Below are 25056 nucleotides of genomic sequence, written 5' to 3'. Positions count from 1 at the left end.
AATTCATGTAATGTTATTACATAGCAAACACAAGATGGAGCCGCTCCCATGTCGCTTTCCCGGTATCGCCTTTTCGCCTCTGCCGCAGCCCTTTTTCTGACCCCCACCCTGGCGTTTGCCGCCCCTCAGGTCGTTGTCTCGATCAAGCCGGTGCATTCGCTCGTGGCGGCGCTGATGCAGGGTGTCGGCGAGCCGTCGCTGATCGTCGAAGGTACGGCCTCCGCCCATACCTACAGCCTGAGGCCGTCGCATGCCCGTGCGCTGGAGAACGCCGACCTGGTCTTCTGGGTCGGGCCTGGCCTCGAGGCCTTCCTCGAGAAGCCGCTCGACGCCTTGGCGGGCAAGGCGACGGTGGTCGAGCTCGAAGACGCGCCGGGGCTGGTGCGCCTGCCCTTCCGCGAAGGCGGCGCCTTCGAGACACACGAAGACGAAGGTGAAGATGCCCATGCCGGCGGCGAGGATCATGCGGCACAGGACGACCACGATGCCCCTGAGGATCATGCGACCGAAGACCATACCGGCGATGAGCACGGTCATGCGCATGAGCACGAAGGCTTCGACATGCACTTCTGGCTCGATCCGATGAATGCCAAGGCCATGGCCGCCGAGATCGAGAGCGCCCTGGTTACCGCCGATCCGGCCAATGCCGCCCGCTACAAGGCCAACGGCCTGGCCCTTGCGCAGGAGATCGACACGCTCGACAAGGAAATCTTCAGCGCCCTGGCGCCCGTGAAGGACAAGCCCTCCGTCGTCTTCCATGACGCCTACCAATACTTCGAGAACCGCTACAAGGTGCGCATCGCCGGTTCGATCACGGTGAGCCCGGAAACGATGCCGGGCGCCGAGCGGGTCGCCGAGATCCATGCCAAGGTGAAAGAACTTCAGGCAGTCTGCGTCTTCGCAGAGCCGCAGTTCGAGCCCAAGCTGATCTCGGTCGTGACCGAGGGAACCGATGCGAAGGCCGGCAGGCTCGATCCGGAAGGCGGCGCTCTTGATGCTGGCCCTGCCCTCTATCCCGAACTGATGCGCAATCTCGCAAAGTCCCTTATCGATTGCCTGTCGAAGTAAGGGCATAAGGACGGCACCGGGGCGGACCTCGCGGTTCGCCCCTTTTTCCGCCTCCTCATGTAATACTATTACACCAACAGAAAGGTTTGTTCCATGGACAAGCTTCCCGTCACCGTGCTCTCCGGGTTCCTCGGCGCCGGCAAGACCACGCTCCTCAATCATGTCCTGTCCAATCGCAGCGGCCTCAAGGTCGCGGTCATCGTCAATGACATGAGCGAGGTCAACATCGACGCGGCGCTGGTGCGCGGCGGTGAAGCGGCGCTGTCGCGCACCGATGAGCAACTGGTCGAGATGAGCAATGGCTGCATCTGCTGCACGCTGCGCGACGACCTCTTGAAAGGCGTGCGCATCTGGCCGCCCAGAACCGCTTCGACTATCTGCTGATCGAAGCCACAGGAATTGCCGAACCTCTGCCGATCGCCACGACCTTCGATTTCCGTGACGAGGAGGGTTTCAGCCTTTCCGACATTGCCCGCCTCGACACCATGGTGACGGTCGTCGATGCCGCGAATCTGCTGGCCGACTATTCCTCCGTGGATTTTCTCTCCGATCGTGGCGAGACCGCTGCCGAGGGAGACAACCGTACGCTCGTCGATCTGCTGGTCCAACAGATCGAGTTCGCCGACGTGATCATCCTCAACAAGATCGGCATGGCGGCGCCCGAACAGAGGGACGCCGCGCGCAAGATCATCGCCGGGCTCAATCCCGACGCCCGCCTGATCGAGACCGATTTCGGTCGGGTGTCACCGCGCGACATCCTCGGCACGGGCCTGTTCGACATTGCGCGAGCCGAGGCCCATCCGCTGTGGTTCAAGGAACTGCACGGCTTCCGGGACCATGTGCCGGAAACCGAGGAATACGGCATCCGATCCTTTGTCTACAGGGCCCGCCAACCCTTCGATCCGCAGCGGTTGCAGGCCTTCATCGGCCGCACCTGGCCGGGCGTCATCCGTGCCAAGGGCTTCTTCTGGCTGGCGACGCGGCCTGACCATGTGGGTGAACTCAGCCAGGCTGGCGCGATCGTCCGGACCGGGCGGATGGGACTGTGGTGGGCGGCGGTCCCGCGCCGGCGCTGGCCGGATGATCCCGATTTCGAAAGGGCCATGGCTCCCTATCTTGATCCTGTCTGGGGAGACCGCCGCCAGGAGATCGTCTTTATCGGCGCCGATCCGATGGATGAAGACGCGATCCGCGCCGAACTCGATGACTGCCTCCTAGACGCGACCGCCTATAAGCCCGCTGCGTGGAACCAGCTCAAGGATCCCTTTCCGCCGTGGGGATGAGACGGCGTTGGCACGCAGCCGGTCCGGCCATCGCCTCTAGATCCGTCCACGTCTCCGCAAAAGATCCAGCACGATGCGGCTCCCCTCGACGCCGGCGGGCTTCTCGGTCTGAAGCCGTAGCCAGACGAGTTCGAACCCTTCGAGCATGGCGCGTCGCTGCGAGGTGTCGGCGGCAAGCCGCTCGGCCATGCGCAAAAGATTGCCGGGGCGAACATAGTCGTTGAGAAATTCCGGTACGAACGGATAGTCGGCGATGAGGTTGGGGAGCGCCCCGGTCCAGGTCTTGATGCGGTGGCTCAGCATCGTCATCAGCCAGTCGGTCTTGTAGGTCGAGACGACGGGTACCGTCGCCAGCGCCAGTTCGAGGATCACGGTGCCCGATGCGGCAATCGCCGCATCGGCCTCGGCAAATGCCCGCCATTTTTCCTCCTCGCCCATGAGCACGTCGGGCTTGAGAGGCCAATCGGCAATCATCTGCCGCACACGCGCCTCCTGGCGCGTAACGGTCGGAAGCAGGAAGCGGGTCGGGCCGTTGCGTTCGACGAATTCGACCATGGCCTGGCCGAAGATCGGCAGCAGTGTCGCGATCTCCGCGCCGCGCGAACCGGGCAGCAGCAGGATCGTCTTTGCCTCGTCGAGACGCTTGGCCGGCTTACCGGCCCGCGCCGCGCGCGTCTGCAGCAGCTTCTCGTTGGTTGCCAGCCGATGGCCGACAAAATGGGTGGGCGGGCCACCGAGATCGCGCATCACCTGCGGTTCAAACGGCAGCACGGCCAGAACCTCGTCGACAAAGGCGAGCATCGCCTTGGCGCGGTATTCCTTCCACGCCCAGACGCTCGGGCAGACGTAATCGACCACGGGCAGATCGGGCAACGCCTGGCGCACCTTCTTGGCTACACGGTGGGTGAAATCGGGGCTGTCGACGATCAGCAGGAGATCCGGCTTTTCCGCGATAATCGCCTTGGCCGTCAGGCCGATCAGCCGGATGAAACGCGGCAGGCGCGACAGCACCTGGGTGAGGCCCATCACCGACAATTCGGCAAAATCGAAGAGCGAGTTGAGGCCCTGTCGTTCGAGCGCATCGCCGCCAACCCCGACAAGTTCGATCGGGCCGCCATGGCGTTCCTTCAGCGCGACGATCAGGTCCGCGCCGAGCAGGTCTCCCGACACCTCGCCGGCGATGACGGCGATCTTGAGGGGCTTCACACTCATGGCGTTCCTCGCGCAAGCCCGCGATCGACGCCGATGACGAACAGGCCTGCCTCGTTGGCCGCCTTGATCACCGCCTCGCGCTCGATCACCAGCGCCCGACCAGCCTCGACGGCGATGCCGGCCAGCCCGGCGCGCCTGGCATTTTCGATGGTCGAGCGGCCGATCGACGGCAGGTCGGCGCGCACATCCTGCTGCGGCTTGCAGAGCTTGACCAAAACGCCCTTGCGGTGCTGCGAGATGCGCTTCTCCGCCCGCAGATGGGCGACGCGCTCCAGCATGGCGTCAGTTCCCTCGACGCCCTCGAGCGCGACGATGCGGCCGCCGACGGCCACCGCTCCCTGCCCGACATCGAGCCTGCCAAGCGCCTCGGCGGCCTCTGCCCCGCGCGCGATGTCGCGCCAGTCATCGGCGGAGGGTGAAACTGCACCGATCGGCCCCGTCTCGGCCAGTAGGTCGGGGGCAATCTCATGCGCACCAATCACATGGCAACCTTGCGCCTCGATCAGGCCGATCACCATCTTCAGCACGACGTCGTCGCCGCCGGCAAGCAGGGTCTTCACCGCCATGGGCAGCTTCAGCAGCGACTTCAGATTGGCCCTTATCTCGCCGAAGGCCGGCCGTCGCTTGACACCACCGGACAACACGACGCGATCGATCGCGTTGGCCTTCAGCAGCGCCGACAGGCCCGCCATGTCACCGACGCCGATCACTGCCGAATCAAAGCCCTGCCATTGCTGATCGGCTTCATTCTTGAGGCGGAGGATGAAGGGATTCTCGCCGGCTGCCCGTGCGGCTTCTGCGACGTAGAGCGGCAGGAATCCGCCACCGGCGACGATCGCCAGGCGGCCTTTGCGAGCCCCGGTCGGCGCCACGGCGATCAGCTCTTGCCGCGGAACGGCGATGACAGGGCGCGATCGCTCTCGGCCGCGATGAAATCAAGGATTTCAATGACCGGCGGGCAATCGAGATACTCGTCGCGGATAGCGGCGGCATTGACGCGGGCCGAAGCTTCGCCCTCGAAGATCTGCTTGAACGCGCGGCGCACCTGATGGATGACCGAGCGCTCGATACCGGCGCGCGTCATGCCAACGACGTTAAGCCCTCCGAGCACGCCCGGATTGCCGTTCAGCATGCCAAAAGGGATGACGTCGTAGCTCACGGCGGACAGCCCGCCGATAAAGGCCTGGCGACCGATGCGGGTAAACTGGTGCACGGCCGAACCGCCCCCGAGAATCACCCGGTCCTCGACCTTCACATGGCCGGCGAGCATGACATTGTTCGACAGGATGATGTTGTCGCCGAGCTGGCAATCATGGGCGACATGCGAATTGGCGAGGAAGAGGTTGTTGCTGCCGACCACCGTCTTGCCGCCACCCTCGGCGGTTCCGGTGTTCATCGTCACGCCTTCGCGCATCGTGCAGTTGTCACCGATGGAAAGCGTGGTTTCCTCACCCGCATGGTGAATGCTTTGCGGATCGCCGCCAATGACGGCGCAGGCATGAATCCTGGCATTGCGCCCGATCGTCGTGCGACCGGTAACGACGACGTTGGAGAGAAGCTCGCAACCGTCGCCGAGCGTTACCTTCGGCCCGACATGGCAGAAGGGACCGATCTTCACATTCGCCCCGATCACGGCCCCGTCCTCGACGACGGCCATGGGGTGAATGACGGCACCTTGCCCGATCTTGCTCATTTCTCGTCCTTGCGCATGATCATCGCGCCAATATCGGCCTCAGCCGCCAGAGCGCCATCGACCTTGGCTTCGCAATGGAATTTCCAGATATTGCCGCGCTGCTTCTGCTTGACGACATGAAATTCGACGCGATCGCCCGGCACTACGGGCCTGCGGAACCGCGCATTGTCGATGGTCATGAAATAGACGAGGTTGCCGCCGCCGCCCTGTTTGCGCGTACAGATCGCGCCCGCGGTCTGGGCCATGCCCTCGACCAGCAGGACACCGGGCATGATCGGCGATTCGGGAAAGTGACCGGTGAAGTGCGGCTCGTTGGCGGTGACGTTCTTGATCCCGATCGCCGAATTGTCGCCGTCGATCTCGATGATCCGGTCCACCAGGAGGAACGGATAGCGATGCGGCAACAACTTCATGATTTCGATGATATCAACGGAACCAAGTTCGGTCTTTGCCTGATCAGTCATTCTTTCCACTCTTCTGCTTGCGGCTCTCCGACTGGCTCAAGGCAGCCGCCACGTCTTTTAGAAAATCCTTCATCGGTCGGGCCGGAACGCCGCCATAGCGCTCGCCGGCCGGTACGTCGGACAAGACGCCGCTCATCGCGGCGATCTGCGCGCCGTCACCGATGGTAATATGGCCGTTCACGCCACAGGCGCCACCGATCATGACGCCGTCGCCGACCGTGGTGCTGCCGGCAATGCCGACCTGGGCGACGATGCCGCAGTGACGACCGATGCGAACATTGTGTCCGATCTGCACCAGATTGTCGATCTTGGTGCCCTCGCCGATCACGGTATCGTCCATCGTGCCGCGGTCGACCGTCGTGTTGGCGCCGATCTCGACATTGTCCTGTATGATGACCCGGCCGATCTGCACGATCTTCAACATGCCCGCCGGGCCGGGCGCATAACCGAAGCCATCCTGGCCGATGCGGGCACCGTTGTGAATGATGACATTATTTCCGATCAGCGCCGACTGGATCGTCGCACCGCCCGCAATCGTGCAACCGCGCCCGATGCGAACACCCGCACCGATCACAGCACCTGCGCCGATCCGGCTACCCGCACCGATTTCGACATCCGCACCGATGACGGCCATGGGCTCGACCAGCACGTCCGCCTCAAGCCGCGCCGATTTATCCACGAAAGCGGCCGACGAAACACCGGACGCTGAAGGCGTGACTGCGACAGGACGAAGTGCTGCCGGAAACAGCAGCGCTCCGGCCAGCGCAAACGCAGTGGCCGGCGAAGACGACAGAAGAACCGGAATATGCTCGGGGATAAGCGATTTCAGCGCCTTGTCGCACAGGATTGCCGAAGCCTCGCAGGTCTTCAGCTCTTCCTTGCTGCGGCGCGACAGGATGTAACAAATGTCACCCTGCTTAGCCCTATAGACCGGCGCGACCGAGCTGATAACCCGCTCGCCCGCGCCCGCATCCGTCAATTCCGCCCCGATCTGCGCCGCGAGCGACGCAAGGGAGACCCCGTCCTGGGGCGGAAAGAAATGTTTATGCTCCATTAGCCAAAGCCCCAGAACGTCAAACTACCAGCAGCTCTGGACCGCGAACTTAGAACGCATTCGCCATGCTGAAGCGGAAGTTCTGAACCTCGTCGAAGTCTTCCTTGGCGACCGGAACCGCATAGTCGAAGCGCAGCGGGCCGAACGGCGACAGCCACAGAATACCGGCACCAACAGAGGCGCGCAGAGACATGTCGGTCCCCACCGCACCGGCGCTGTTGCCGACATCGTTGCCATAGAGCGTGCCGGCATCAGCAAACACCGTACCGCGGATGTTGAGATCCTGCGGGAAGAGCGGGAGCGGGAAATTCGCTTCAGCCGAGGCGGTGAAATAGGTCGTGCCGCCAAGCGCATCGCCCTCAAGCCGCGGGCCGATACCGCTGCTTTCGAAGCCGCGCAACTCCTTGCCGCCGATCTGGAACTGATCGAACACGTTCAGGTCGCCGCCGGTGGAAACGACATGGCCGGCACTGGCACTCAGCGAACCGATCAGATCGAACTCGTCGGACAAGGTGTGATAATAGCGGAACTTCGCATAGGCCTTGTAATATTCGGAATCACCGCCGAGACCCGCATATTCGTGCGTGAAGCTGGCGTAAATGCCCTCACGCGCCATCAACCGGTCGTCGAGGCTGTTATAAACGATCGAATGGCCGACGATCGACTGCTTCCACGGGCTGTTCTCGATCAGGTCCATATACGGTGCCGAGACGTTGTCGTCCGCCGTGTAAGGCGTATCGTCCGCGCCATAGGCGCCGTCTTCGGTATACTTCAGTTCCTTGTAGGTATAGCGAACCGTCGTCGCCAACTCTTCGGTGATCGGCGCCGTCACACGCAGCGTCGCGCCGGTTTCCTCGTAGTTGTAATCGGAATTGCTGCTGGTCTCGCTGCGGAACACGTCGAAGCCCGCGGCCAGACGATAGCCGAGGAAATAGGGCTCGGTGAACGAGAAGTTATAAGTGCGCGCGTCATCCAGACCGCCGCCAACGGCGACACGGATGAACTGACCGCGACCGAGGAAGTTCTTTTCCTCGACCGAGGCTTCGAGCACGAAGCCATCGCCACCCACCGAATAACCGGCGCCGATGCTGAACGAACCGGTCGGCTGATCGACGACGTCGACCACGACCACGACGCGGTCGGACGCGCTGCCGGGGGCCGTCGAGATGTTCACGGTCGTGAAGTAGCCCAGAGCCTCGAGGCGGCGCTTTGCACGGCTGATCGTTTCCTGGTTGAAGGCATCGCCTTCGGAAATATCGAACTCGCGGCGAATGACATAGTCACGCGTGCGGGTGTTGCCGCGGATTTCGATCCGCTCGACATAGGCGCGTTCGCCCTGGTCGACCAGATAGGTCACACCGATCGTGTTGTTCTCGAAATTGCGGTCACCGCGCGGCACGACGCGCGCAAACGGATAACCCGCCGCCGAGACGCGTTGCGAGATCGCTTCCATCGACTTCTGCACGTCACGGGCGCTGTAGGTATTGCCCGCACGGGTTTCGACCAGGCGCTCGAGCTCCGCACCATCAATACCCTCGACGGTCGATTCGACGGCTATATTGCCGAACTTGTAGCGCTCACCCTCGTCGACGGTGATCGTGATTGCATATTCATTGCCCGTCTCGTCGAGCGTCACGTCCGAGGAAATCACACGGAAGTCGGCATAGCCGTGATTGTAATAGAACTGGCGCAGCGCTTCTTCGTCAGCGCGCAGCTTGTCCTCATTGTAGACGTCCTTGCGGGTCAGGAAGGACAGCATGTTGGAACGCTTGGTCTGGATCAGCGCGGACAGACGGCCATCACCATACGCATTGTTGCCGACGAAGTTGATCTTGTTGATCTTGGTGCGATCACCCTCGTTGACGACGAAGGCGAGATTGACGCGGCCTTCAGCGACCGGAACGACCTGGGTCGTCACCTCGACGTCGCTGCGCCCGATGCCGGCATAGGCTTCCTTGATCCGCTCGATGTCGGCCGAGATCAGGCTTTCGCTATAGGGACCCATCGGCTGCGTCTGAACAACGCCGCGCAGCTTGTCGTCCTTGAGCTTGCGGTTGCCGTTGAACACGACCTGGTTGACGAGCTGGTTCTCACTGACGTTGACCACCAGCGTGCCGCCGGACACGGAAATGCGCACATCCGAGAAGAAACCGGTCGCGTAGAGCCGCTTGACCGACTCGTCGATGTCGACATTGGAGAAACTCTGGCCGGGACGGATGGTGATATTGGAGCGAACCGCATCCACACCGACGCGCTGGGCACCACGGACATCGATACGCTGGATCACCGCAGCCTCGGCAACAGCCGCAGACGCGAGAACAGCCATGCCTGCGCCCGAAGAAACAACACCAGCAGACAGCGCGATCGCCGATACCGCGTTCAAAAATCTTGAACCAGCCTTCATGTGTATTCTCAACCTTCTTCCATTGTCCCGCAGTCGTTCCCGACTCCGGCCCGTGTGTGGTTTTACCGGCTTTTACCCTACAAGCAAGTACGGACGTTAAATTCTATTTACTTCATTTGCAGCCGTGGCCCAATCGCCACTATGAGTTTGAAACATCGTAAACAAATCCTTTTCGCCGGAGCAAGCCGAAACGCTAGCCGATTAACCGGCTGATATCATTCCATGTTGCGAACACCATCAGCGACAGGATCATGGCCAGACCGACCCGGAAAGCAATCTCCTGCGCGTTCTGCCCGACTGGCTTCCCGCGAATTGCCTCCAGCGCGTAGAGGACCAGATGGCCGCCGTCAAGGACCGGAACTGGCATCAAATTGAGAAGCCCCAGCGAAACCGAGAGAACGGCCGCCAGATTGAACAGGGCCACGATGCCGAGGGTCGCCATCTGGCCCGAAGCCTGCACCACCCGAACCGGTCCGCCCAGCTGATCCGCGTTCATTCGTCCGGTAAAGAGATTGGACAGGTAGTCGAACGTCCCGGTTACGATATGCCAGGTCTGCAAGCCCCCCTCGCCCACCGCCTGCAGCGGCGTCAATTCGACGATGCGGAAATTGCCGCTCTGCTGATTGGTGACGATGCCGATCTGACCCACTTCCATCTCGTTACCGAAGCGGTCGGTGGTCACGGTGCGCCGCGGCACCATGTTGAGATCGACCTCGCTTTCGTTGCGGCGCACGGTCACGACGACCGGCATTTCCGGCCGCATGCTGATGTAGCGCACCACCTCATCGAAGGTCTCGATCCGGTCCCCGTCAAGCGCGACCAGCACATCGCCGGGCTGCACGCCGGCCTCGAAGGCCGCACTGTCGGCCTTGACCTCGGCGACGACCGGATCGGCGACAGGCTTGCCCTGGGTGGCGAACAAGACGGCGAAGATGGCAATTGCTGCGAGGAAATTGGCGATCGGGCCGGCCGCGACCGTGACGGCGCGCTTCCAAAGCTTGGCGCCGGCCAGCGTCTGGGCGCGCTCGGCCAGTGACATCTCGGCCAGTTCATCGCCATCGGCAAGGCTTGCCGCGTCGGCATCGCCATAGAAACGCACATAACCGCCGAGCGGGATGGCGGAGAGCTTCCACCGCGTCCCGTGGGTGTCCGTATAGCCGACGATCTCCGGCCCGAAGCCGATCGAAAACGCCAGAACCCGGATCCCGGACCAGCGCCCGGCCAGATAGTGTCCCATCTCGTGCACGAAGACGAGCAGCGACAGAACGACCACATAGGGAAGGATGTAACCGGCAAGAAAGCCGAAGAAGGCGGTCAATTGATCCATCATTCGATCCTGTTCATGGTGCCTTTCGGTCGTTCAGAGACCGAAGAGAAAAGCACCGAGCGAGTCGACAGCCCCCATGCCGACCGCGGAGAAACCTATCGCAAGAAAGAATACAGCGAAACAGGCAAAGACAAGTGCGTCAACCCGGTCCATGACGCCGCCATGACCGGGGATGAGATGACTGGAATCCTTCACGCCGAAACGCCGCTTGATGAAGGATTCGAACAGGTCGCCGATCTGGCCGGCAACCGACAGGAACAAGGCCACAAGGGGCACCCACAGGCCGTTCCACTGGAAGAAGGACAGCGCCACGGCGACACCGCCCAGGACGCCGGCGATCGTCCCGCCGATCGCACCGGACCAGGTCTTGCCGGGAGAGATGCGCGGCGCAAGCTTCGGACCGCCAATGGCGCGGCCGACGAAATAGGCCAGGATGTCGGTCGACCAGACAACGGCAAAGACGAAGATCGTCGCGGCAAAGCCGAGCTGATCGTCGCCGCGGATCGCCGCAAGCGAGACCGCGCTCAAGCCCGAATAGAAGATGCCGCCGGCCTGCCACCAGCTCCAATTGCCGACGAGCGCCGGCAGGGTCGCGGTCAGGACCAGACCGGCGAAAAGCGGAACCGTCAGATCCGGCTCGCCGAACAGCATGTTGGCGACGATCGCAGCCATGGAGAACCAGCCGAAGGCATGGCCACGCATGCTGCGCTCGCCAAGCTTGGTCATCGATGACCATTCATAATAGACGAGCAGTCCGATCGCGCCGGCAAGAATCCTGAAAGCCAGACCGCCGAACCAGGTTGCCGCCAGGACGACGGCGACCATGACGATGGCGGAATAGATGCGGAGGGTGAGTTCCCGGCTCATGATCGCGCCTTAGGACCCGAGCGCCACGGCTTTGGCCGACAGGCCGCCAAACCGCCGGTCACGCGCGCCGAAGCGCTCCAGCGCCGCAAAGAACACTTCGCGACTGAAATCGGGCCAGAGTTCCGGCACGAACATCAATTCGGAATAGGCGGCCTGCCACAGCAGGAAGTTCGACAGCCGTTCCTCGCCGCTGGTGCGGATGATCAGGTCGGGATCGGGAATGTCACTGGTGTCGAGCCGCTCGTCGATCATCCGCGCATCGATGTCCGACACCTTGAGGCGGCCGGCGGCGACGTCCGCGGCCAGGCTCGAGGCGGCGCGGGCGATCTCGTCGCGGGCGCCGTAGTTGAAGGCGATCACGACGGTCAGGGCCGAATTGCCACGGGTCGTCTCCTCGGCCTCGAGCAGCAGCGAGCGGATGTCGTCGCGCAGATTGGCCCGATCGCCGATGATGCGGATCCGGACGTTCTCGCGATGCAGTTCGGCCAGGTCCCGCCGGATGAAGGTCTTGAGAAGGCCGAAGAGGTCGTTGATCTCCGATTCCGGACGGCGCCAGTTCTCCGAGGAAAAGGCAAACAGCGTCAGGTAGCGAATGCCCGCCTCGGCTGCTGCCTTCACCGTTTCGCGCACCGCCTCGACACCCTTGCGATGACCGAAGGTCCGCGGAAGCCCGCGCGCACTTGCCCATCGACCATTGCCATCCATGATGATGGCAACATGCTCGGGTGCGGCGCGGTTCTCAGCTGTCGACATATTCGGTCCGGTTCAAGGCATCCTGGGCGGGCAAACGAAACGCGCATGCTAGATCTGCATGATTTCCTTTTCCTTCTCGGCGAGCAAGCGGTCGACATCCGAAATCGTGTCGTCGGTCATCTTTTGCACTTTCTCGGAGGTGGCGCGGCTTTCGTCCTGACCGATTACGCCGTCCTTCTCGGCCTTTTTAAGGCCGTCCATGCCATCACGGCGCACATGGCGAATCGCCACCTTGGCCTTTTCGGCATATTCGTGGGCGATCTTGACCAGCGACTTGCGGCGCTCCTCGTTCAGTTCGGGAAGAGGAATGCGCAGGTTCTGGCCGTCGACGATCGGGTTGAGGCCGAGATTGGCCTCGCGAATGGCGCGGTCGACGGCATTGACCATCGACTTGTCCCAGACGGAAATGCCGAGCATGCGCGGCTCCGGCACGGTGACGTTGGCGACCTGGTTCAGCGGCATGCGCGAACCATAGGCTTCGACCGTCACCGGGTCGAGAATGTTGGCCGAGGCGCGACCCGTGCGCAGCGACGCGATGTCGTGCTTGAACGCGTTGATCGCGCCATCCATGCGGCGCTTGATGTCGTTGAGATCAATACCTTCGCTCATGATGAACTCCTTTTTCGCTGAGCCTGGGGACCGCAAGACCGGTCGCCTGCCCTCAATTGTCGCTGACGATGGTCTTGCGCCCACCGCCGGATAGGATCTCGCCGAACCCACCCTTCTCATGGATGGAAAAGACGATGATCGGAATGGAATTTTCCCGCGCCAGGGCAACGGCCGCGACATCCATCACGGCGAGACCCTTGTCCAGCACCTCGCTGTGGGTCAGCTGATCGAAGCGCGTCGCGGTCGGATCCTTTTTCGGATCGGCCGAATAGATGCCGTCGACCTGCGTTCCCTTGAAGATCGCCTCGGCGCCGATTTCGGCGGCGCGCAAAGCGGCGGCGGAATCCGTGGTGAAGAAGGGGTTGCCGGTGCCGCCGGCGAAAATCACCACGCGGCCCTGCTCGAGATGATGCAGGGTGCGCAACTGGGTGAAGCTCTCGCAGATTTCCGGCATGGCGATCGCCGAGAGAACGACCGTGTCGATGTCGAGCTTGCGCAGCGAGGTGGCAAGCGCCAGCGCGTTGATCACGGTTGCCAGCATGCCCATGTGGTCGCCGGTCACACGGTCCCCGCCCTTGGATGCGACGGCCACGCCGCGGAAGATGTTGCCGCCGCCGACAACCACTCCGACCTCCACGCCCATGGCGCGGGCCTCGGCGATGTCACTGGCAATGCGGTCGGCAACCGCGACGTCGATACCGAAGCCCTGGCTGCCCATCAGGGCTTCGCCGGAGGCTTTGAGAAGGACGCGCTTGTAGAGTGGCTTGGAAGTCATGCTGTATCCTCGGATAATTCTGAAGCCGGATACACGAAGGGCACCGCGTTGTCACGCGATGCCCCGACTTTTCCCTAACAAGGTCGATCGATGAAAAGGCGATCAGCCCTTGGCGACGGCTGCCACTTCCGCAGCGAAATCGCTCTCTTCCTTCTCGATGCCTTCGCCCAGCAGCAGGCGGGCCATGCCGGTCACTTCGATCGGCGCGCCGGCTTCCTTTTCGGCTTCCTTGATGGCGGCGCCGACGGTCAGGTCCGGATTGACGACGAAGGCCTGGCTCAGAAGCGCGACTTCTTCGAAGAACTTGCGCATGCGGCCGTCGACCATCTTTTCGATGATCGCGTCCGGCTTGCCCGAAGCGCGCGACTGCTCGATGAAGACGTTGCGTTCGCGCTCGGCAACCGTGGCGTCGACTTCTTCCGCGCGGATGGCGAGCGGGTTGGTGGCAGCGATGTGCATGGCGACCTGGCGGCCGATGGCGGTCAGGACATCCTTGTTGCCGGTCGACTTGAGGGCGACCAGCACGCCGAGCTTGCCGAGACCGTCGGAAACGGCATTGTGGACGTAGGTGGCGACAACGCCGTCCTCGACCGACAGCAGCGCGGCGCGACGCAGGGTCATGTTTTCGCCGATATGGCCGATGGCGTCCTTGATGGTGTCGGAAACGGACTTGCCGGTTGCCGGATAGTTGGCAGCAGCGATCGCATCGACAGTACCGTCGGTCGAAAGCGCAACCGAAGCAACGCCGCGAACCAGTTCCTGGAAGGCATCGTTGCGGGCAACGAAGTCGGTTTCGGAATTGACTTCGACGACGACGGCCGAGGTGCCGGCGCCGGCGATGCCGATAAGGCCTTCAGCCGCGGTGCGGCCCGACTTCTTGTCGGCCTTGGCGATGCCCTTGGCGCGCAGCCAGTCGATCGCGGCTTCGATGTCACCGTTGTTTTCGGTGAGCGCCTTCTTGCAATCCATCATGCCTGCGCCGGACTTTTCGCGCAGTTCCTTAACCAGTGCTGCAGTGATTTCAGCCATTATGTGCCTCTTGTCTGTTCAGGCGGTGCCAGTCATCCGCGAGATTCCTGGACTGCACCCTGTTTGGGGGACGAAATGTACCCGGAAATATGACAGCGTGATGAAGCAAAGCCACCACGGACATGGTCGTCGCCTTGTCCGTCCGGCACTGCTCGACGCCGGACATCAAAGGGACAAGGCCGCCTGTCAGCCCTTGGCTTCCAGGCGGCCGTTCCCAATCGGGAAAGCCGGCCGGCCCTCAAAGGACCGGCCGCGCGGCGCGATCAGGCGCCGGCTTCTTCTTCGAGTGCCGGCTCGATCGGAGCTTCGGCGGCGGCGCCGATGTCACGACCCGAGGCGCCCTGCTGGCGAGCGATGCCGTCGATGGCGGCGCGAGCGATCAGGTCGCAGTAGAGCGAGATGGCGCGCGAGGCGTCGTCGTTGCCCGGGATCGGATAGTCGATCAGGTCCGGATCGCAGTTCGAGTCGATGATGGCGACGACCGGGATGCCGAGGCGCTTGGCTTCGTCGATCGCGATCTTTTCCTTGTTGGTGTCGATGATGAACATCAGGTCCGGGGTGCCGCCCATGTCGCGAATACCGCCGAGAGCCTTTTCAAGCTTCTCGCGTTCGCGCTCGAGGTTCAGGCGCTCCTTCTTGGTGAAGCCGGACGCATCCGAATTCAGGATCTCGTCGAGCTTGCGCAGGCGAGCGATCGAGTTCGAGATCGTCTTCCAGTTCGTCATCATGCCGCCGAGCCAGCGCGAATTGACGTAGTACTGGGCCGAACGCTTCGCCGAGTCGGCGATCAGTTCGGACGCCTGGCGCTTGGTGCCGACGAACAGGACGCGGCCGCCGCGAGCGACGGTGTCCGACACGACCTGCAGGGCGCGCGACAGCATCGGAACGGTCTGGGCCAGGTCGATGATGTGGATGTTGTTACGATCGCCGAAGATGTACGGCTTCATCTTCGGGTTCCAGCGATGAGTCTGGTGGCCGAAGTGAACACCAGCTTCAAGAAGCTGACGCATGCTGAAATCAGGCAATGCCATGCCTTTTTCTCCTTTTCCGGTTGAACCCCCGCGAGACAAACAGCACCTTTTTCAAGGATGCCACCGGCGGAACCTTCCGGATGTCTCCCGGTCGATCCCAAGTCTCGCGTGTGGAATGCTGGTGGCCTTATAGCGACTCTTTCGGAAAATCAAGGCATTTCCGGCAGAAATCTGGTTCGACCCGGGCTTGGCGGATATTCACCGGCACTCGCCCGAGCCGAGCACTTCCAGCTTGGTCAGCTTGCCGGTGAGAACGAAATCGCCGTAGTCGAGCGTCAGGTCGCGGGAGATACCGTTCTCGTAGAGCTTGAACGACTGTGTGTAGATCGGCAGCAGGTCACCCGAAGCCTTTTCGTCGAAATAGGCGATCGACACCGGCCAATAGGCCTCGGCCGCCATCGCTCCGGCCGACTTGTCGGCGGCCTCAAGGGAGGTCGGAGTGTGCGCGCGGCCGACGACGGTGGTGGTCAGATAGCTCTTGTCGCCGTCCTCGGACCCGTCGAAGATACGGGCTTCGAACAGGGACTTGCCCTTGCGGGCGTTCGCGATCACATCCATCATGTGCGCGGTGGGAAAGCGGCTGTCGGCAAGTTCGACCGCACGAGGCTCGGGCTCCTCGATTTCGATCCTGACCTTACCATCCTCGTCCTCCGCGGCGCCGCTCACATCCTTGTCCAACTGGTCGTCGGTGAACGACTTGGTCTCGAAGCGGAATTTTCCGGCTGCCAGATCCTCGAAGGTCATGCTCTGCTGATCGGTGACGCGGATCTGCTCACCGGTGTCGATGCGGGTGACGAAGCGGAAATTGGTGGTGAAGCCCTGGCATTCGGAGCCGCTGAACTCATAGACCATGCGGCCACGCATGCCCTCGATACCGGACCGTTCCGAGGCCTGCTTGAGCTGGATGTCGTAGACCGCCCGGTGCGGCACGAGACCGCCCGCCCCCGCCGCACTGGCAATGGCTGCCGAAAGGCCGACGGCGGAGCCCGCAACCACGACCACGGCTAAGCTCGAACGAAACATCGACATCCTCCTGTTGCACATGGCGGCGATGTTATAAGAACAGATCCGGCAAAAGCGAGACAAGCTTTTGATGGGAACGCGATTCTTTCAACAATTTTACGCAGACCGGGAACCGAACATGTCCGATACGATCGACGGCCGCCTCAACGCCATGGGAATCACACTACCCGAGGCGGCAGCCCCTGCCGCCAACTATGTGCCCTATGTCATCAGCGGCAACCTTCTTTATCTGTCCGGCCAATTGCCGATCGAAGGCGGCAAGATCGCCGTCACCGGCCTGGTCGGCAGCGACGTTGCGCTCGCCGACGCGCAGCGGGCCGCCGAACTCTGCGCCATCAATATCCTCGCCCAGACGAAGTCGGCCCTGTCGGGCGATCTTTCCCGCATCGTGCGCGTCATCAAGCTCAACGGCTTCGTCGCCTCGGCTCCGGGCTTTACTGAACAGCATCTCGTCATCAACGGCGCATCCAACCTGATCGCCGGCGTGCTCGGCGATGCCGGCAAGCATGCGCGCGCCGCCGTCGGCATGGCCGCGCTTCCGCTCAATGCCGCCGTCGAGATCGACGCGATCCTGGAGATCGCCCTGTGAGTGACGTCAGCTGGATCAAGGACGTTCCGGTCGCCCATCGCGGCTTCCACGACCAGAACAAGACGGTATGGGAAAACACGCTCTCGGCCTTCCAGCGCGCCATCGATGCGGGCTTTGCCATCGAGTGCGACATCCAGCTGTCGTCGGACAGTGTGCCGATGGTATTCCACGACCATGACCTGCAGCGGCTGTGCGGACTTGCCGGCGCGGTGCGTGAGCGCACGGGCGGCGAGCTTGGTCTGCTGTCGGTTGGCGGCACGGCCGACAAGATCCCGTCGCTCAAGAAGATGCTGGCCCTGGCCAAGGGTCAGGTACCGTTGGTGATCGAGCTCAAGGGCATTGATGCGGAGCAGGACGACGGCCTGGCGGAGGCCGTGCTCGAGGTGCTGGAGGGCTATCAGGGCAAGGTCGCGCTGATGAGCTTCGACTACTGGCTGCTGCGGGACCTCAAGAAGCTCGACTGCCCCTACCCGGTCGGATTGACCGCGGAAGGTGTGAAGCCGGAACAGCTCGCAGCCCACGAAGAGGCCATGCAGCTCGGCCTCGATTTCATTTCCTATTGTGCCCCTCACCTGCCCAACAGCTTCGTGGCGGCGCAGCGCGAGCGCGGAATTCCGGTGATAACCTGGACCGTCAGGGATGAAACCATGCGCGCGCATACCTATACTCATGCGGACCAGATGACCTTCGAGGGTTTTGATCCCCGCGAGGTGGCCATCGCCAGCGCATGATGGGAGCCGCATGCCAGGAGACGTGACGATCCGGGTCGAAAGATCCCTTGCCGGAATTTCTCCTGAACGCTGGGCGAGCCTCGGCGGCGCCAGACGCGGCGCGGACGGCTATAACCCGTTCACCTCGCACGCCTTCCTGTCGGCGCTCGAGGAGTCCGGCTCGGCCGCGGCCGAAACCGGCTGGCTCGGCCATCACCTGCTCCTGGAAGACTCAGCCGGCCACCTGCTCGGCGCCATTCCCTGCTATCTGAAAAGCCACAGCCGCGGCGAATATGTCTTCGACCAGGGCTGGGCCGACGCCTTCGAGCGGGCCGGCGGCCGCTACTATCCGAAATTGCAGAGCGCCTTTCCCTTCACCCCCGCGACGGGGCCGCGGCTGATGGTGGCCGAGGGTTGCGATCCGACGGAAATCCGGCCGCTGCTGGCTGCCGGGCTGCGGCAGGTGGCCGACGAGCTCGGCGTCTCCTCGGCGCACGCGACCTTCATTCCCGAGGGCGAATTGCCCGCCTTCATCGGCGGCGGCTACCTGCATCGCACGGACCAGCAGTTCCATTTCCTCAATCCCGGTTACCGCGACCACGACGACTTCCTCGACACGCTCGCCTCGCGCAAGCGCAAGGCACTGAAGAAGGAACGGCGGGCGGCACTGGAGAACGGCATCGAAATCGACTGGCTGACCGGGTCGGATTTGACCGAAGAGATCTGGGACCAGTTCTTCGCCTTCTACATGGATACCGGCAGCCGCAAATGGGGCAAACCCTATCTGACGCGGACCTTCTATTCGCTGATCGGCGAGCGCATGGCCGACGACATCCTGCTGGTGATGGCAAGACGCGAAGGGCGCTATGTGGCGGGTGCCATCAATTTCATCGGCGCGGATGCGCTCTACGGCCGGCACTGGGGCTGCATCGAGGATCACCCCTATCTGCATTTCGAGGTCTGCTATCATCAGGCGATCGACTTTGCGCTGTCGAAGGGTTTGAAACGCGTCGAGGCGGGTGCGCAGGGCGAGCACAAGCTGGCGCGCGGTTACCAGCCGATCACGACCCATTCGGCGCATTACATCGCCCATCCGGGGCTGAGGCGTGCCGTCGCCGACTATCTCGAGCATGAGCGGCGCGAGGTCGAGCAGATGGCCGAGATCCTCGGAGAGCATACGCCGTTTCGCCGCGGCGAGCGCCAGCAACGCGACTGCGAGAGCGACGAATAGGCCGCTTGATCCTTTCCCGCCGGCTGCCTTAACTACGGCAAACCACAGGAGATTCCCGATGACCAACCCCGCCTATGATCCAGACAACATCTTCGCCAAGATCCTCAAGGGCGAGATTCCGTCGGTGAAGCTCTACGAAGACGACGACACGCTCGCCTTCATGGATGTCATGCCCCAGGCGACCGGTCATCTCCTGGTCATCCCCAAGGCCGCCTCGCGCAACATGCTCGACGCCGATCCGGCGGTGCTTTCGAGGCTGATGCCGGTGGTGCAGAAACTCGCCATCGCCGCGAAAGAGGCATTTGACGCAGACGGCGTGTCCGTCGCCCAGTTCAACGAAGCGGCGGCCGGCCAGACCGTCAACCACCTGCACTTCCACATCATTCCGCGGCAAGAGGGCGTGCCGCTCAAAGCCCATGCCGGCAAGATGGAGGACATCGAGGTGCTGAAGGCGAATGCCGAGAAGATCAAGGCGGCGCTGTGACAACCACCCTCCCCTCGAGGGGGAGGGTCGGAGCGAAGCTCTAGGGTGGGGCGATGTCGCGACCACACGGCCGATCGCTCGGCTCTCAAGATCACCCCACCCGCGCGTTCCGCGCGACCTCCCCCATCAAGGGGGAGGTGTCGGTGACGGCGAACGCGGAAGCGTTCCGCCCCTTATTCGGGATTGCGGTAGCCGTTCCGCTCCGGGAAGGGCCAGGTTTTCAGCAGGTCCATGTCCGGCCGAAAGATCTCGACCTTGAGCGGATAGCAGACAGCGACGTCGCTCGAATGCTTGGCGCTGCAATCGCCGCCCGGGCAAGCGGACAGCCCGCCCAGCAAGTCGATCTCGGCGAAGAACTCGATGTAGTCGCCGGGCCGCACCGGGCTCGCCTTCATGAAATACTGGTGGGTGTCGGCGGTAAACCCGGTGCACATGAAGACGTTCAGCACGTCATGCACGAAGGGTTCGGCCTCGGCGAACGACATGCCCTTGGTGCCGGCCAGTGCGCGGGTCAGGTTGGAATGACAGCAGTGGTGATAGTCGCCGCCCAACAAGAGCCGGTTGGTATAGGGATCGCAGCGCGTGCCGATCACGTCGTGGACGCTGCCGCCAAACTCGTCGAAGCCGTACCAGCCGAGCGTGTCGTGGGTGACCGTCGCCATCGGACGAAGATTGGGAAGGGTACTCCACAGACGGTTGCCGGTGGTCACATGGGTGGCGTGCAATGCGCGTGTCTTGCCGGAAAAGAAGCGCTCGGTGAGGTCGTTGGCGTTCCACAGGTTGAGGTCGCCGACCTGTGGGCCGTCGATGCTGAGGATGCGGAAGAAATGTCCCTTCGGCACGGAAAACGTGGCGCCCTCGCGCGGCGGGACGGTCACCTCGTCCACCTTGGTCAGCGTCTCGCGGGTGCGTCGCAGCGTTGCCATGTCCGGCACAGGCAGCGTCTCGACGGGATAGCAGACCACGGGCTTGACGGCGCGGCGCTCGGCGGCATCGGCCGGAGCGGTGACTGAGGGTATCGAAGACATGGGTGGTTCCTGTGTTTGCGGTTCCGTAGGATGACAGGTCTATAGATCGACGACGGCTGCCGTGCGCGTCCAAATGCGCCGTCGCCCTTACCGCGCGACGCTGGCGCTCATAGCGCTGCCAGCCCGAGTGACAGCAGCGCAAGCGACACGACGACGCCGACAATGACGCGCTGCCCGGCGGCGAGAAAGGCGACGAAGCCGAGGCTGGCGGCGGCGAGCCGGAGCCAGAGCGGCGAATCCGCCAGGCTGCCGGTCGGAAATACGATCAGCTTGGCGGTCACCGCCATGACCAGGGCCGTGGCGACCGCCCTCACCCAGTTCAGCGCCTCCGAGCCTTCGGCCAGCCGGTTGCCGGCGATCACGCCGAGCCAGCGCCACAGATCGGTGGCGAACCAGCCGGCGAACAGGATGATCGCATAGGGCCAGAGGTCGGCTGCGGTCATGGCGCGTCTCCACCGCCTGGCGGGACGGCCCCGCGTCGACGCACGACAAGGCGGTCGATGAGGTAGGCAAGCGTTCCCCCGCCGATCCCCGCAATCAGAATGTCGAAACCGGGTGCGACCACCGCCAGGAGCGGACCGGCGACCACTCCGATGACGAAGGCAATCTTGACCACGGAATGGCGGGCCGAGGCCCAGATCGAACCGACGAAATAGACCGGCGTCAGGAAGAACAGAACCCCGGCAACGGCAGGCGGAAAGGTGGAGACGATCCCGTAGCTCAAGCCTACCAGGATGGTGTTGGCCGAGACCAGCGTCAGGCCGAAGCCGGCGAAATAGGCGACGCGCGCCTCGCGCGGCACATCCTTGAGGTGCCCCATGGCGAAGACCCAGGCGGTGATGGCGACGAAATGCGACAGGACCAGCAGGAGCCAGGTCGGCGTGCGGGCGCCACGCAGTTCCGGAACGAGCGAAGCGACCATCGGCATCATCCGGATCGATGAAAGTGTTACAGCAAGAAACATCGCCAAGATATTGGCACCGCTCGCCATCATGCCGATCAGGATCATCTTTGCCGGCAATGCCCAGATCATGGCGGTCATGAACATTGCCTCGCCACGGCTCACCCCGGATTCGAGGGCAAAGGCGCTGAAACCGACAAACGAGGTCATCAGGATGAAGGCTGGAAGGGAAAAGATGCCGCGCGCGCCCTCGAGGAACCAGCGAAACGAAGCGGTATCGGCAGGGGATGCGGGCATGAACGGATCCGGCGGATGAAGGACGCGGGCGTGCGGAGCGAATCTGAAGGGTCGTAACACGACTTAGGACGTATACAGCGGATCGAAGGTCTGAGACAGGGACTTCTTGGTCCCTCAAGCCGTCAGCGCATGCCGTCCGGACCGCCGCTGACCGCTATCATCAGCCAGGCATTGCCTCGTCGCTTGTAGACCTCGGTCCATCGACCACCGACATGCTGTGCCGACCCGGCGGCCGATTCGACATCGGCCTCATAACTGTAATGCACAACACCTACCTCGTGGTCGAACACGCTCACTTTCAGCGGCTTCAACCGATAGCGCAGCACGCGCGGCGTCTCCGGCCCGACCGATGCGACAGCCGCCTCGTAATCGTGTGGTGTCTCCAGGCCTGTCACCCAGCCCGAATAATCGCGATGCAGGAGCTTGCGGATGGGTGCCGTTTCTCGACGACGGGCGATTTCCCAAAGTTCCGTCACATGGTCCCAGAGGTCGCGCTCTTCATGCGAAAAATGCTGCGCTTCCCGGTCGTCACTGTCCATCCGGCCATCCCTGCCCCGTCTGCCCTCTTTTTGAGTCTATCGTCGGGCCGACACGGCCCGCAAGCCTCACGGCATGGTTTCACCGGCAGATCACAGAAACGTCAACCGTTTAACGACAAAACCCCTCGCAGCGATGCCGCGAGGGGTCGATTTCCAGCATATGAAACGAGCGTGGCGCGGGCGTATCTCCCGAGGCCACCAATGCCTATTTCTTCTTCGGCACCTTCGGCACGGAACTGCGCTTGGCAGAAGCCTTTTCCTCCGCCGATCCAGCCTTGGCCGCACCTGCCTTGGTTGCCGATTTCGTCTTGCGGGGCTTGGTTGCGCCCTCCGCTTCGGCTTCGACCAGTTCGGCTTCGGGTTTCGGCTTCACGGGGGCGGCCTCTGCCAGGGATTCGAGATCGAGCACGTCCGCGCCGTTCTCGTCCTTCTTGACGCCGACCTTGACCACGCCGCCCTTCTTCAGTTTGCCGAACAGAATCTCGTTGGCGAGTGGCTTCTTGATGTGCTCCTGGATGACGCGCGCCAGCGGCCGGGCGCCCATCTTCTCGTCATAGCCGCGCGAGGCCAGCCAATCGATCGCGGCTTCCGACAGGTCGAACGTGACGTTGCGCTCCGACAACTGGGCTTCCAGTTGCATGACGAACTTCTGCACCACCTTGTGGATGACCTCGGTCGGCAGCGGTGCAAAGGCGATCGTCGCGTCGAGACGGTTGCGGAATTCCGGCGTGAACAGGCGGTTGAGCGCCTCCTCGTCCTCGCCGGTGCGTTTGGACGAGCCGAAGCCGATCGCCGCCTTGGCCATTTCGGATGCGCCCGCATTGGTCGTCATGATCAGGATGACGTTGCGGAAATCGATCTTCTTGCCGTTGTGGTCGGTGAGCGAGCCATGGTCCATGACCTGCAACAGGATGTTGAAGATGTCCGGATGGGCCTTCTCGATTTCGTCGAGCAGCACGACCGAATGCGGATGCTGGTCGACGCCGTCGGTCAGAAGACCGCCCTGGTCGAAGCCGACATAGCCCGGAGGTGCGCCGAGCAGACGCGAAACCGTGTGCCGCTCCATGTATTCCGACATGTCGAAGCGCAGCAGTTCGACGCCGAGCGAGGCGGCGAGCTGCTTGGCGACCTCGGTCTTGCCGACACCGGTTGGGCCGGAGAAGACGTAGGAGCCGATCGGCTTGTTCGGCTCGCGAAGGCCGGCACGGGCCAGCTTGATCGCGGTCGATAGCGCCTCGATCGCCGCATCCTGGCCGTAGACGACCGAACGCAGTTCCTTTTCCAGATTGGCGAGAACCATCTCGTCGTCCTTGGATACGGTCTTGGCCGGTATGCGGGCCATGGTGGCGATCGTCGCCTCGATCTCCTTCTCGGTGATCAGCTTGCGGCGCTTGGAGGCCGGCAACAGCATCTGCGCCGCACCGGTCTCGTCGATCACGTCGATCGCCTTGTCCGGCAGCTTGCGGTCGGAGATGTAGCGGGCCGAGAGTTCGACCGCCGACTTGATCGCCTCATTGGTGTATTTCAGCTTGTGATAGTCCTCGAAATAGGGCTTGAGGCCCTTCATGATCTCGATCGCATCCTCGATCGTCGGCTCGTTTACGTCGATCTTCTGGAAACGACGAACCAGCGCCCGGTCCTTTTCGAAGAACTGGCGATATTCCTTGTAGGTGGTCGAGCCGATGCAGCGGATCGCGCCGGAAGACAGCGCCGGCTTCAAAAGGTTCGACGCGTCCATCGCCCCGCCCGAGGTGGCGCCTGCGCCGATCACCGTGTGGATCTCGTCGATGAACAGCACGGCGCCCGGATAGTCCTCAAGTTCCTTGACGACCTGCTTCAGGCGCTCCTCGAAGTCGCCGCGATAGCGCGTGCCGGCGAGAAGCGTGCCCATGTCGAGCGAGAAGATCGTCGCATCCTTGAGCGCGTCGGGAACCTTGCCCTCGACGATGCGCTTGGCCAGCCCCTCGGCGATCGCCGTCTTGCCGACGCCCGGATCACCGACATAGAGCGGATTGTTCTTGGAACGGCGGCACAGCACCTGAATGGTGCGGTTGACCTCGCTGTGGCGGCCGATCAGAGGATCGATCTTGCCGTTCCTGGCCTTGTCGTTGAGGTTGACGCAATAGGCCTTCAAGGCCTCCTGCTTGGTCTTTGCATTGCCCTCGTCCTGCTCGCGTGCCTGCTTGGCTTCGCCCTCGCTTTCATCCGCGCCTCGCGGCGGGCGGGTCTGGGCGGAACCCGGACGCTTGCCGATACCATGGGAGATGTAGTTCACGGCATCGTAGCGGGTCATTTCCTGCTCCTGCAGGAAGAAGGCCGCGTGGCTTTCGCGCTCGGCGAAGATCGCGACGAGCACGTTGGCGCCGGTCACTTCCTCGCGACCGGAGGACTGGACGTGGATGACGGCGCGCTGGATGACGCGCTGGAAGCCGGAGGTCGGCTTGGAATCCTCGTCATAGCCGGTCACCAGATTGGCGAGCTCGTTGTCGACGTATTCGATCACCGTCTTGCGAAGGGCATCCAGATTGACATTGCAGGCACCCATCACGGCGGCGGCATCCGCATCGTCGATCAAGGCCAACAACAAGTGCTCGAGCGTGGCATATTCGTGATGCCGCTCGTTGGCAAAGGTCAGTGCCTGGTGCAGTGCCTTCTCGAGGCTGGGAGAGAATGTTGGCACGTCAG

24 protein-coding genes and 1 pseudogene are annotated in these 25056 nt (G+C 62.8%); 6 read left to right on the top strand and 19 right to left on the bottom strand.

Translation table 11 applies throughout. From position 1 onward, the window contains the following. Positions 1 to 48: 48 nt before the first annotated feature. Positions 49 to 1068, top strand: a complete 1020-nt coding sequence (locus tag DYZ14_RS12020; RefSeq protein WP_154720896.1) for a zinc ABC transporter substrate-binding protein — start codon at positions 49 to 51, stop codon at positions 1066 to 1068. 93 nt (positions 1069 to 1161) lie between these two features. Further along, positions 1162 to 2351, top strand: a pseudogene (locus tag DYZ14_RS12015) (GTP-binding protein). Positions 2352 to 2387: 36 nt separating this feature from the next. On the opposite strand, the gene lpxB reads toward DYZ14_RS12015, so the two are convergent. From lpxB to DYZ14_RS11945, 14 genes are all read right to left on the bottom strand, one after another. Next, positions 2388 to 3563 carry a lipid-A-disaccharide synthase gene (lpxB, locus tag DYZ14_RS12010; RefSeq protein WP_154720895.1) on the bottom strand — a complete coding sequence of 392 codons (1176 nt, stop codon included), beginning with the start codon at positions 3561 to 3563 and terminating at the stop codon, positions 2388 to 2390. Further along, positions 3560 to 4435 (bottom strand): LpxI family protein, encoded by an 876-nt coding sequence (locus DYZ14_RS12005; RefSeq protein ID WP_154720894.1) that lies wholly within the window; start codon positions 4433 to 4435, stop codon positions 3560 to 3562. Before DYZ14_RS12005 ends, lpxB begins: the two co-directional genes overlap by 4 nt. 5 nt (positions 4436 to 4440) lie before the next feature. Continuing rightward, the gene (gene lpxA / locus DYZ14_RS12000) at positions 4441 to 5256 is read right to left on the bottom strand and encodes an acyl-ACP--UDP-N-acetylglucosamine O-acyltransferase (RefSeq protein WP_154720893.1); all 816 of its coding nucleotides are present in this window, start codon (positions 5254 to 5256) and stop codon (positions 4441 to 4443) included. Continuing rightward, positions 5253 to 5720: a 3-hydroxyacyl-ACP dehydratase FabZ gene (fabZ, locus tag DYZ14_RS11995; RefSeq protein WP_115670114.1), complete on the bottom strand. Its 468-nt coding sequence runs from the start codon at positions 5718 to 5720 to the stop codon at positions 5253 to 5255. Before fabZ ends, lpxA begins: the two co-directional genes overlap by 4 nt. Further along, positions 5713 to 6774: a UDP-3-O-(3-hydroxymyristoyl)glucosamine N-acyltransferase gene (gene lpxD, locus DYZ14_RS11990; protein ID WP_154720892.1), complete on the bottom strand. Its 1062-nt coding sequence runs from the start codon at positions 6772 to 6774 to the stop codon at positions 5713 to 5715. The genes fabZ and lpxD overlap by 8 nt, the downstream gene beginning before the upstream one ends. 49 nt (positions 6775 to 6823) lie before the next feature. Then, on the bottom strand, positions 6824 to 9178 hold the full coding sequence (gene bamA, locus DYZ14_RS11985; RefSeq protein ID WP_154720891.1) for an outer membrane protein assembly factor BamA: 2355 nt from the start codon (positions 9176 to 9178) through the stop codon (positions 6824 to 6826). Positions 9179 to 9371: 193 nt separating this feature from the next. Continuing rightward, a complete protein-coding gene (rseP, locus tag DYZ14_RS11980; protein WP_154720890.1) occupies positions 9372 to 10505 on the bottom strand; it encodes an RIP metalloprotease RseP in 1134 nt (377 codons plus the stop codon). A 33-nt stretch (positions 10506 to 10538) separates the two neighbouring features. Next, on the bottom strand, positions 10539 to 11372 hold the full coding sequence (locus tag DYZ14_RS11975; protein ID WP_154720889.1) for a phosphatidate cytidylyltransferase: 834 nt from the start codon (positions 11370 to 11372) through the stop codon (positions 10539 to 10541). 9 nt (positions 11373 to 11381) lie between these two features. Then, a complete protein-coding gene (locus DYZ14_RS11970) occupies positions 11382 to 12125 on the bottom strand; it encodes an isoprenyl transferase (RefSeq protein ID WP_154720888.1) in 744 nt (247 codons plus the stop codon). 48 nt (positions 12126 to 12173) lie between these two features. Further along, positions 12174 to 12734 (bottom strand): ribosome recycling factor, encoded by a 561-nt coding sequence (frr, locus tag DYZ14_RS11965; RefSeq protein WP_115670120.1) that lies wholly within the window; start codon positions 12732 to 12734, stop codon positions 12174 to 12176. 52 nt (positions 12735 to 12786) lie between these two features. Continuing rightward, complete coding sequence (pyrH, locus tag DYZ14_RS11960) at positions 12787 to 13509, bottom strand: UMP kinase (RefSeq protein ID WP_115670121.1); 723 nt, start codon at positions 13507 to 13509, stop codon at positions 12787 to 12789. Positions 13510 to 13611: 102 nt separating this feature from the next. After that, positions 13612 to 14538, bottom strand: a complete 927-nt coding sequence (tsf, locus tag DYZ14_RS11955) for a translation elongation factor Ts (protein WP_154720887.1) — start codon at positions 14536 to 14538, stop codon at positions 13612 to 13614. A 263-nt stretch (positions 14539 to 14801) separates the two neighbouring features. Beyond that, complete coding sequence (gene rpsB / locus DYZ14_RS11950) at positions 14802 to 15569, bottom strand: 30S ribosomal protein S2 (RefSeq protein WP_115670123.1); 768 nt, start codon at positions 15567 to 15569, stop codon at positions 14802 to 14804. A gap of 198 nt (positions 15570 to 15767) precedes the next feature. Then, a complete protein-coding gene (locus DYZ14_RS11945) occupies positions 15768 to 16592 on the bottom strand; it encodes a cell envelope integrity EipB family protein (protein WP_154720886.1) in 825 nt (274 codons plus the stop codon). Between the two features lie 118 nt (positions 16593 to 16710). Between DYZ14_RS11945 and DYZ14_RS11940 the strand changes: the two genes are divergently transcribed. The 4 genes from DYZ14_RS11940 to DYZ14_RS11925 are packed head-to-tail and all read left to right on the top strand — an operon-like array spanning position 16711 to position 19606. Beyond that, positions 16711 to 17181, top strand: a complete 471-nt coding sequence (locus DYZ14_RS11940) for a RidA family protein (protein ID WP_154720885.1) — start codon at positions 16711 to 16713, stop codon at positions 17179 to 17181. Then, a complete protein-coding gene (locus DYZ14_RS11935; RefSeq protein ID WP_154720884.1) occupies positions 17178 to 17912 on the top strand; it encodes a glycerophosphodiester phosphodiesterase in 735 nt (244 codons plus the stop codon). The genes DYZ14_RS11940 and DYZ14_RS11935 overlap by 4 nt, the downstream gene beginning before the upstream one ends. A gap of 10 nt (positions 17913 to 17922) precedes the next feature. Continuing rightward, complete coding sequence (locus tag DYZ14_RS11930; RefSeq protein WP_154720883.1) at positions 17923 to 19122, top strand: GNAT family N-acetyltransferase; 1200 nt, start codon at positions 17923 to 17925, stop codon at positions 19120 to 19122. Between the two features lie 58 nt (positions 19123 to 19180). Continuing rightward, entirely contained in the window at positions 19181 to 19606 is a 426-nt protein-coding gene (locus DYZ14_RS11925; protein ID WP_154720882.1) for an HIT family protein, read from the top strand. Positions 19607 to 19779: 173 nt separating this feature from the next. Here the strand turns inward: DYZ14_RS11925 and DYZ14_RS11920 are convergent, their stop codons facing one another. The 5 genes from DYZ14_RS11920 to clpA all read right to left on the bottom strand — a co-directional run bounded on the left by DYZ14_RS11920 (position 19780) and on the right by clpA (position 25051). Next, positions 19780 to 20634: an urea carboxylase-associated family protein gene (locus tag DYZ14_RS11920; protein ID WP_154720881.1), complete on the bottom strand. Its 855-nt coding sequence runs from the start codon at positions 20632 to 20634 to the stop codon at positions 19780 to 19782. A gap of 107 nt (positions 20635 to 20741) precedes the next feature. Next, a complete protein-coding gene (locus DYZ14_RS11915) occupies positions 20742 to 21077 on the bottom strand; it encodes an AzlD domain-containing protein (RefSeq protein WP_154720880.1) in 336 nt (111 codons plus the stop codon). Continuing rightward, entirely contained in the window at positions 21074 to 21832 is a 759-nt protein-coding gene (locus tag DYZ14_RS11910) for an AzlC family ABC transporter permease (protein WP_154720879.1), read from the bottom strand. The genes DYZ14_RS11915 and DYZ14_RS11910 overlap by 4 nt, the downstream gene beginning before the upstream one ends. 122 nt (positions 21833 to 21954) lie before the next feature. Then, complete coding sequence (locus DYZ14_RS11905) at positions 21955 to 22371, bottom strand: nuclear transport factor 2 family protein (RefSeq protein ID WP_154720878.1); 417 nt, start codon at positions 22369 to 22371, stop codon at positions 21955 to 21957. Between the two features lie 205 nt (positions 22372 to 22576). Further along, positions 22577 to 25051: an ATP-dependent Clp protease ATP-binding subunit ClpA gene (gene clpA / locus DYZ14_RS11900; protein ID WP_154720877.1), complete on the bottom strand. Its 2475-nt coding sequence runs from the start codon at positions 25049 to 25051 to the stop codon at positions 22577 to 22579. Positions 25052 to 25056: the final 5 nt, after the last annotated feature.

Source organism: Ciceribacter sp. T2.26MG-112.2 (assembly GCF_900492205.1).
In the GTDB taxonomy this organism is placed as follows: Bacteria; Pseudomonadota; Alphaproteobacteria; order Rhizobiales; family Rhizobiaceae; genus Allorhizobium; species Allorhizobium naphthalenivorans_A.
This window is presented reverse-complemented; position numbering and strand designations above follow the sequence as displayed.

What these genes read in the sequence shown, in the direction of transcription:
- DYZ14_RS12020 (WP_154720896.1), top strand. Translation starts at nt 49, where the DNA reads ATGTCGCTTTCCCGGTATCGCCTTTTCGCCTCTGCCGCAGCCCTTTTT.
- lpxB (WP_154720895.1), bottom strand. Translation starts at nt 3,563, where the DNA reads ATGAGTGTGAAGCCCCTCAAGATCGCCGTCATCGCCGGCGAGGTGTCG.
- lpxA (WP_154720893.1), bottom strand. Translation starts at nt 5,256, where the DNA reads ATGAGCAAGATCGGGCAAGGTGCCGTCATTCACCCCATGGCCGTCGTC.
- fabZ (WP_115670114.1), bottom strand. Translation starts at nt 5,720, where the DNA reads ATGACTGATCAGGCAAAGACCGAACTTGGTTCCGTTGATATCATCGAA.
- lpxD (WP_154720892.1), bottom strand. Translation starts at nt 6,774, where the DNA reads ATGGAGCATAAACATTTCTTTCCGCCCCAGGACGGGGTCTCCCTTGCG.
- bamA (WP_154720891.1), bottom strand. Translation starts at nt 9,178, where the DNA reads ATGAAGGCTGGTTCAAGATTTTTGAACGCGGTATCGGCGATCGCGCTG.
- rseP (WP_154720890.1), bottom strand. Translation starts at nt 10,505, where the DNA reads ATGGATCAATTGACCGCCTTCTTCGGCTTTCTTGCCGGTTACATCCTT.
- DYZ14_RS11975 (WP_154720889.1), bottom strand. Translation starts at nt 11,372, where the DNA reads ATGAGCCGGGAACTCACCCTCCGCATCTATTCCGCCATCGTCATGGTC.
- DYZ14_RS11970 (WP_154720888.1), bottom strand. Translation starts at nt 12,125, where the DNA reads ATGTCGACAGCTGAGAACCGCGCCGCACCCGAGCATGTTGCCATCATC.
- frr (WP_115670120.1), bottom strand. Translation starts at nt 12,734, where the DNA reads ATGAGCGAAGGTATTGATCTCAACGACATCAAGCGCCGCATGGATGGC.
- pyrH (WP_115670121.1), bottom strand. Translation starts at nt 13,509, where the DNA reads ATGACTTCCAAGCCACTCTACAAGCGCGTCCTTCTCAAAGCCTCCGGC.
- tsf (WP_154720887.1), bottom strand. Translation starts at nt 14,538, where the DNA reads ATGGCTGAAATCACTGCAGCACTGGTTAAGGAACTGCGCGAAAAGTCC.
- rpsB (WP_115670123.1), bottom strand. Translation starts at nt 15,569, where the DNA reads ATGGCATTGCCTGATTTCAGCATGCGTCAGCTTCTTGAAGCTGGTGTT.
- DYZ14_RS11945 (WP_154720886.1), bottom strand. Translation starts at nt 16,592, where the DNA reads ATGTTTCGTTCGAGCTTAGCCGTGGTCGTGGTTGCGGGCTCCGCCGTC.
- DYZ14_RS11940 (WP_154720885.1), top strand. Translation starts at nt 16,711, where the DNA reads ATGTCCGATACGATCGACGGCCGCCTCAACGCCATGGGAATCACACTA.
- DYZ14_RS11930 (WP_154720883.1), top strand. Translation starts at nt 17,923, where the DNA reads ATGCCAGGAGACGTGACGATCCGGGTCGAAAGATCCCTTGCCGGAATT.
- DYZ14_RS11925 (WP_154720882.1), top strand. Translation starts at nt 19,181, where the DNA reads ATGACCAACCCCGCCTATGATCCAGACAACATCTTCGCCAAGATCCTC.
- DYZ14_RS11920 (WP_154720881.1), bottom strand. Translation starts at nt 20,634, where the DNA reads ATGTCTTCGATACCCTCAGTCACCGCTCCGGCCGATGCCGCCGAGCGC.
- DYZ14_RS11915 (WP_154720880.1), bottom strand. Translation starts at nt 21,077, where the DNA reads ATGACCGCAGCCGACCTCTGGCCCTATGCGATCATCCTGTTCGCCGGC.
- DYZ14_RS11910 (WP_154720879.1), bottom strand. Translation starts at nt 21,832, where the DNA reads ATGCCCGCATCCCCTGCCGATACCGCTTCGTTTCGCTGGTTCCTCGAG.
- DYZ14_RS11905 (WP_154720878.1), bottom strand. Translation starts at nt 22,371, where the DNA reads ATGGACAGTGACGACCGGGAAGCGCAGCATTTTTCGCATGAAGAGCGC.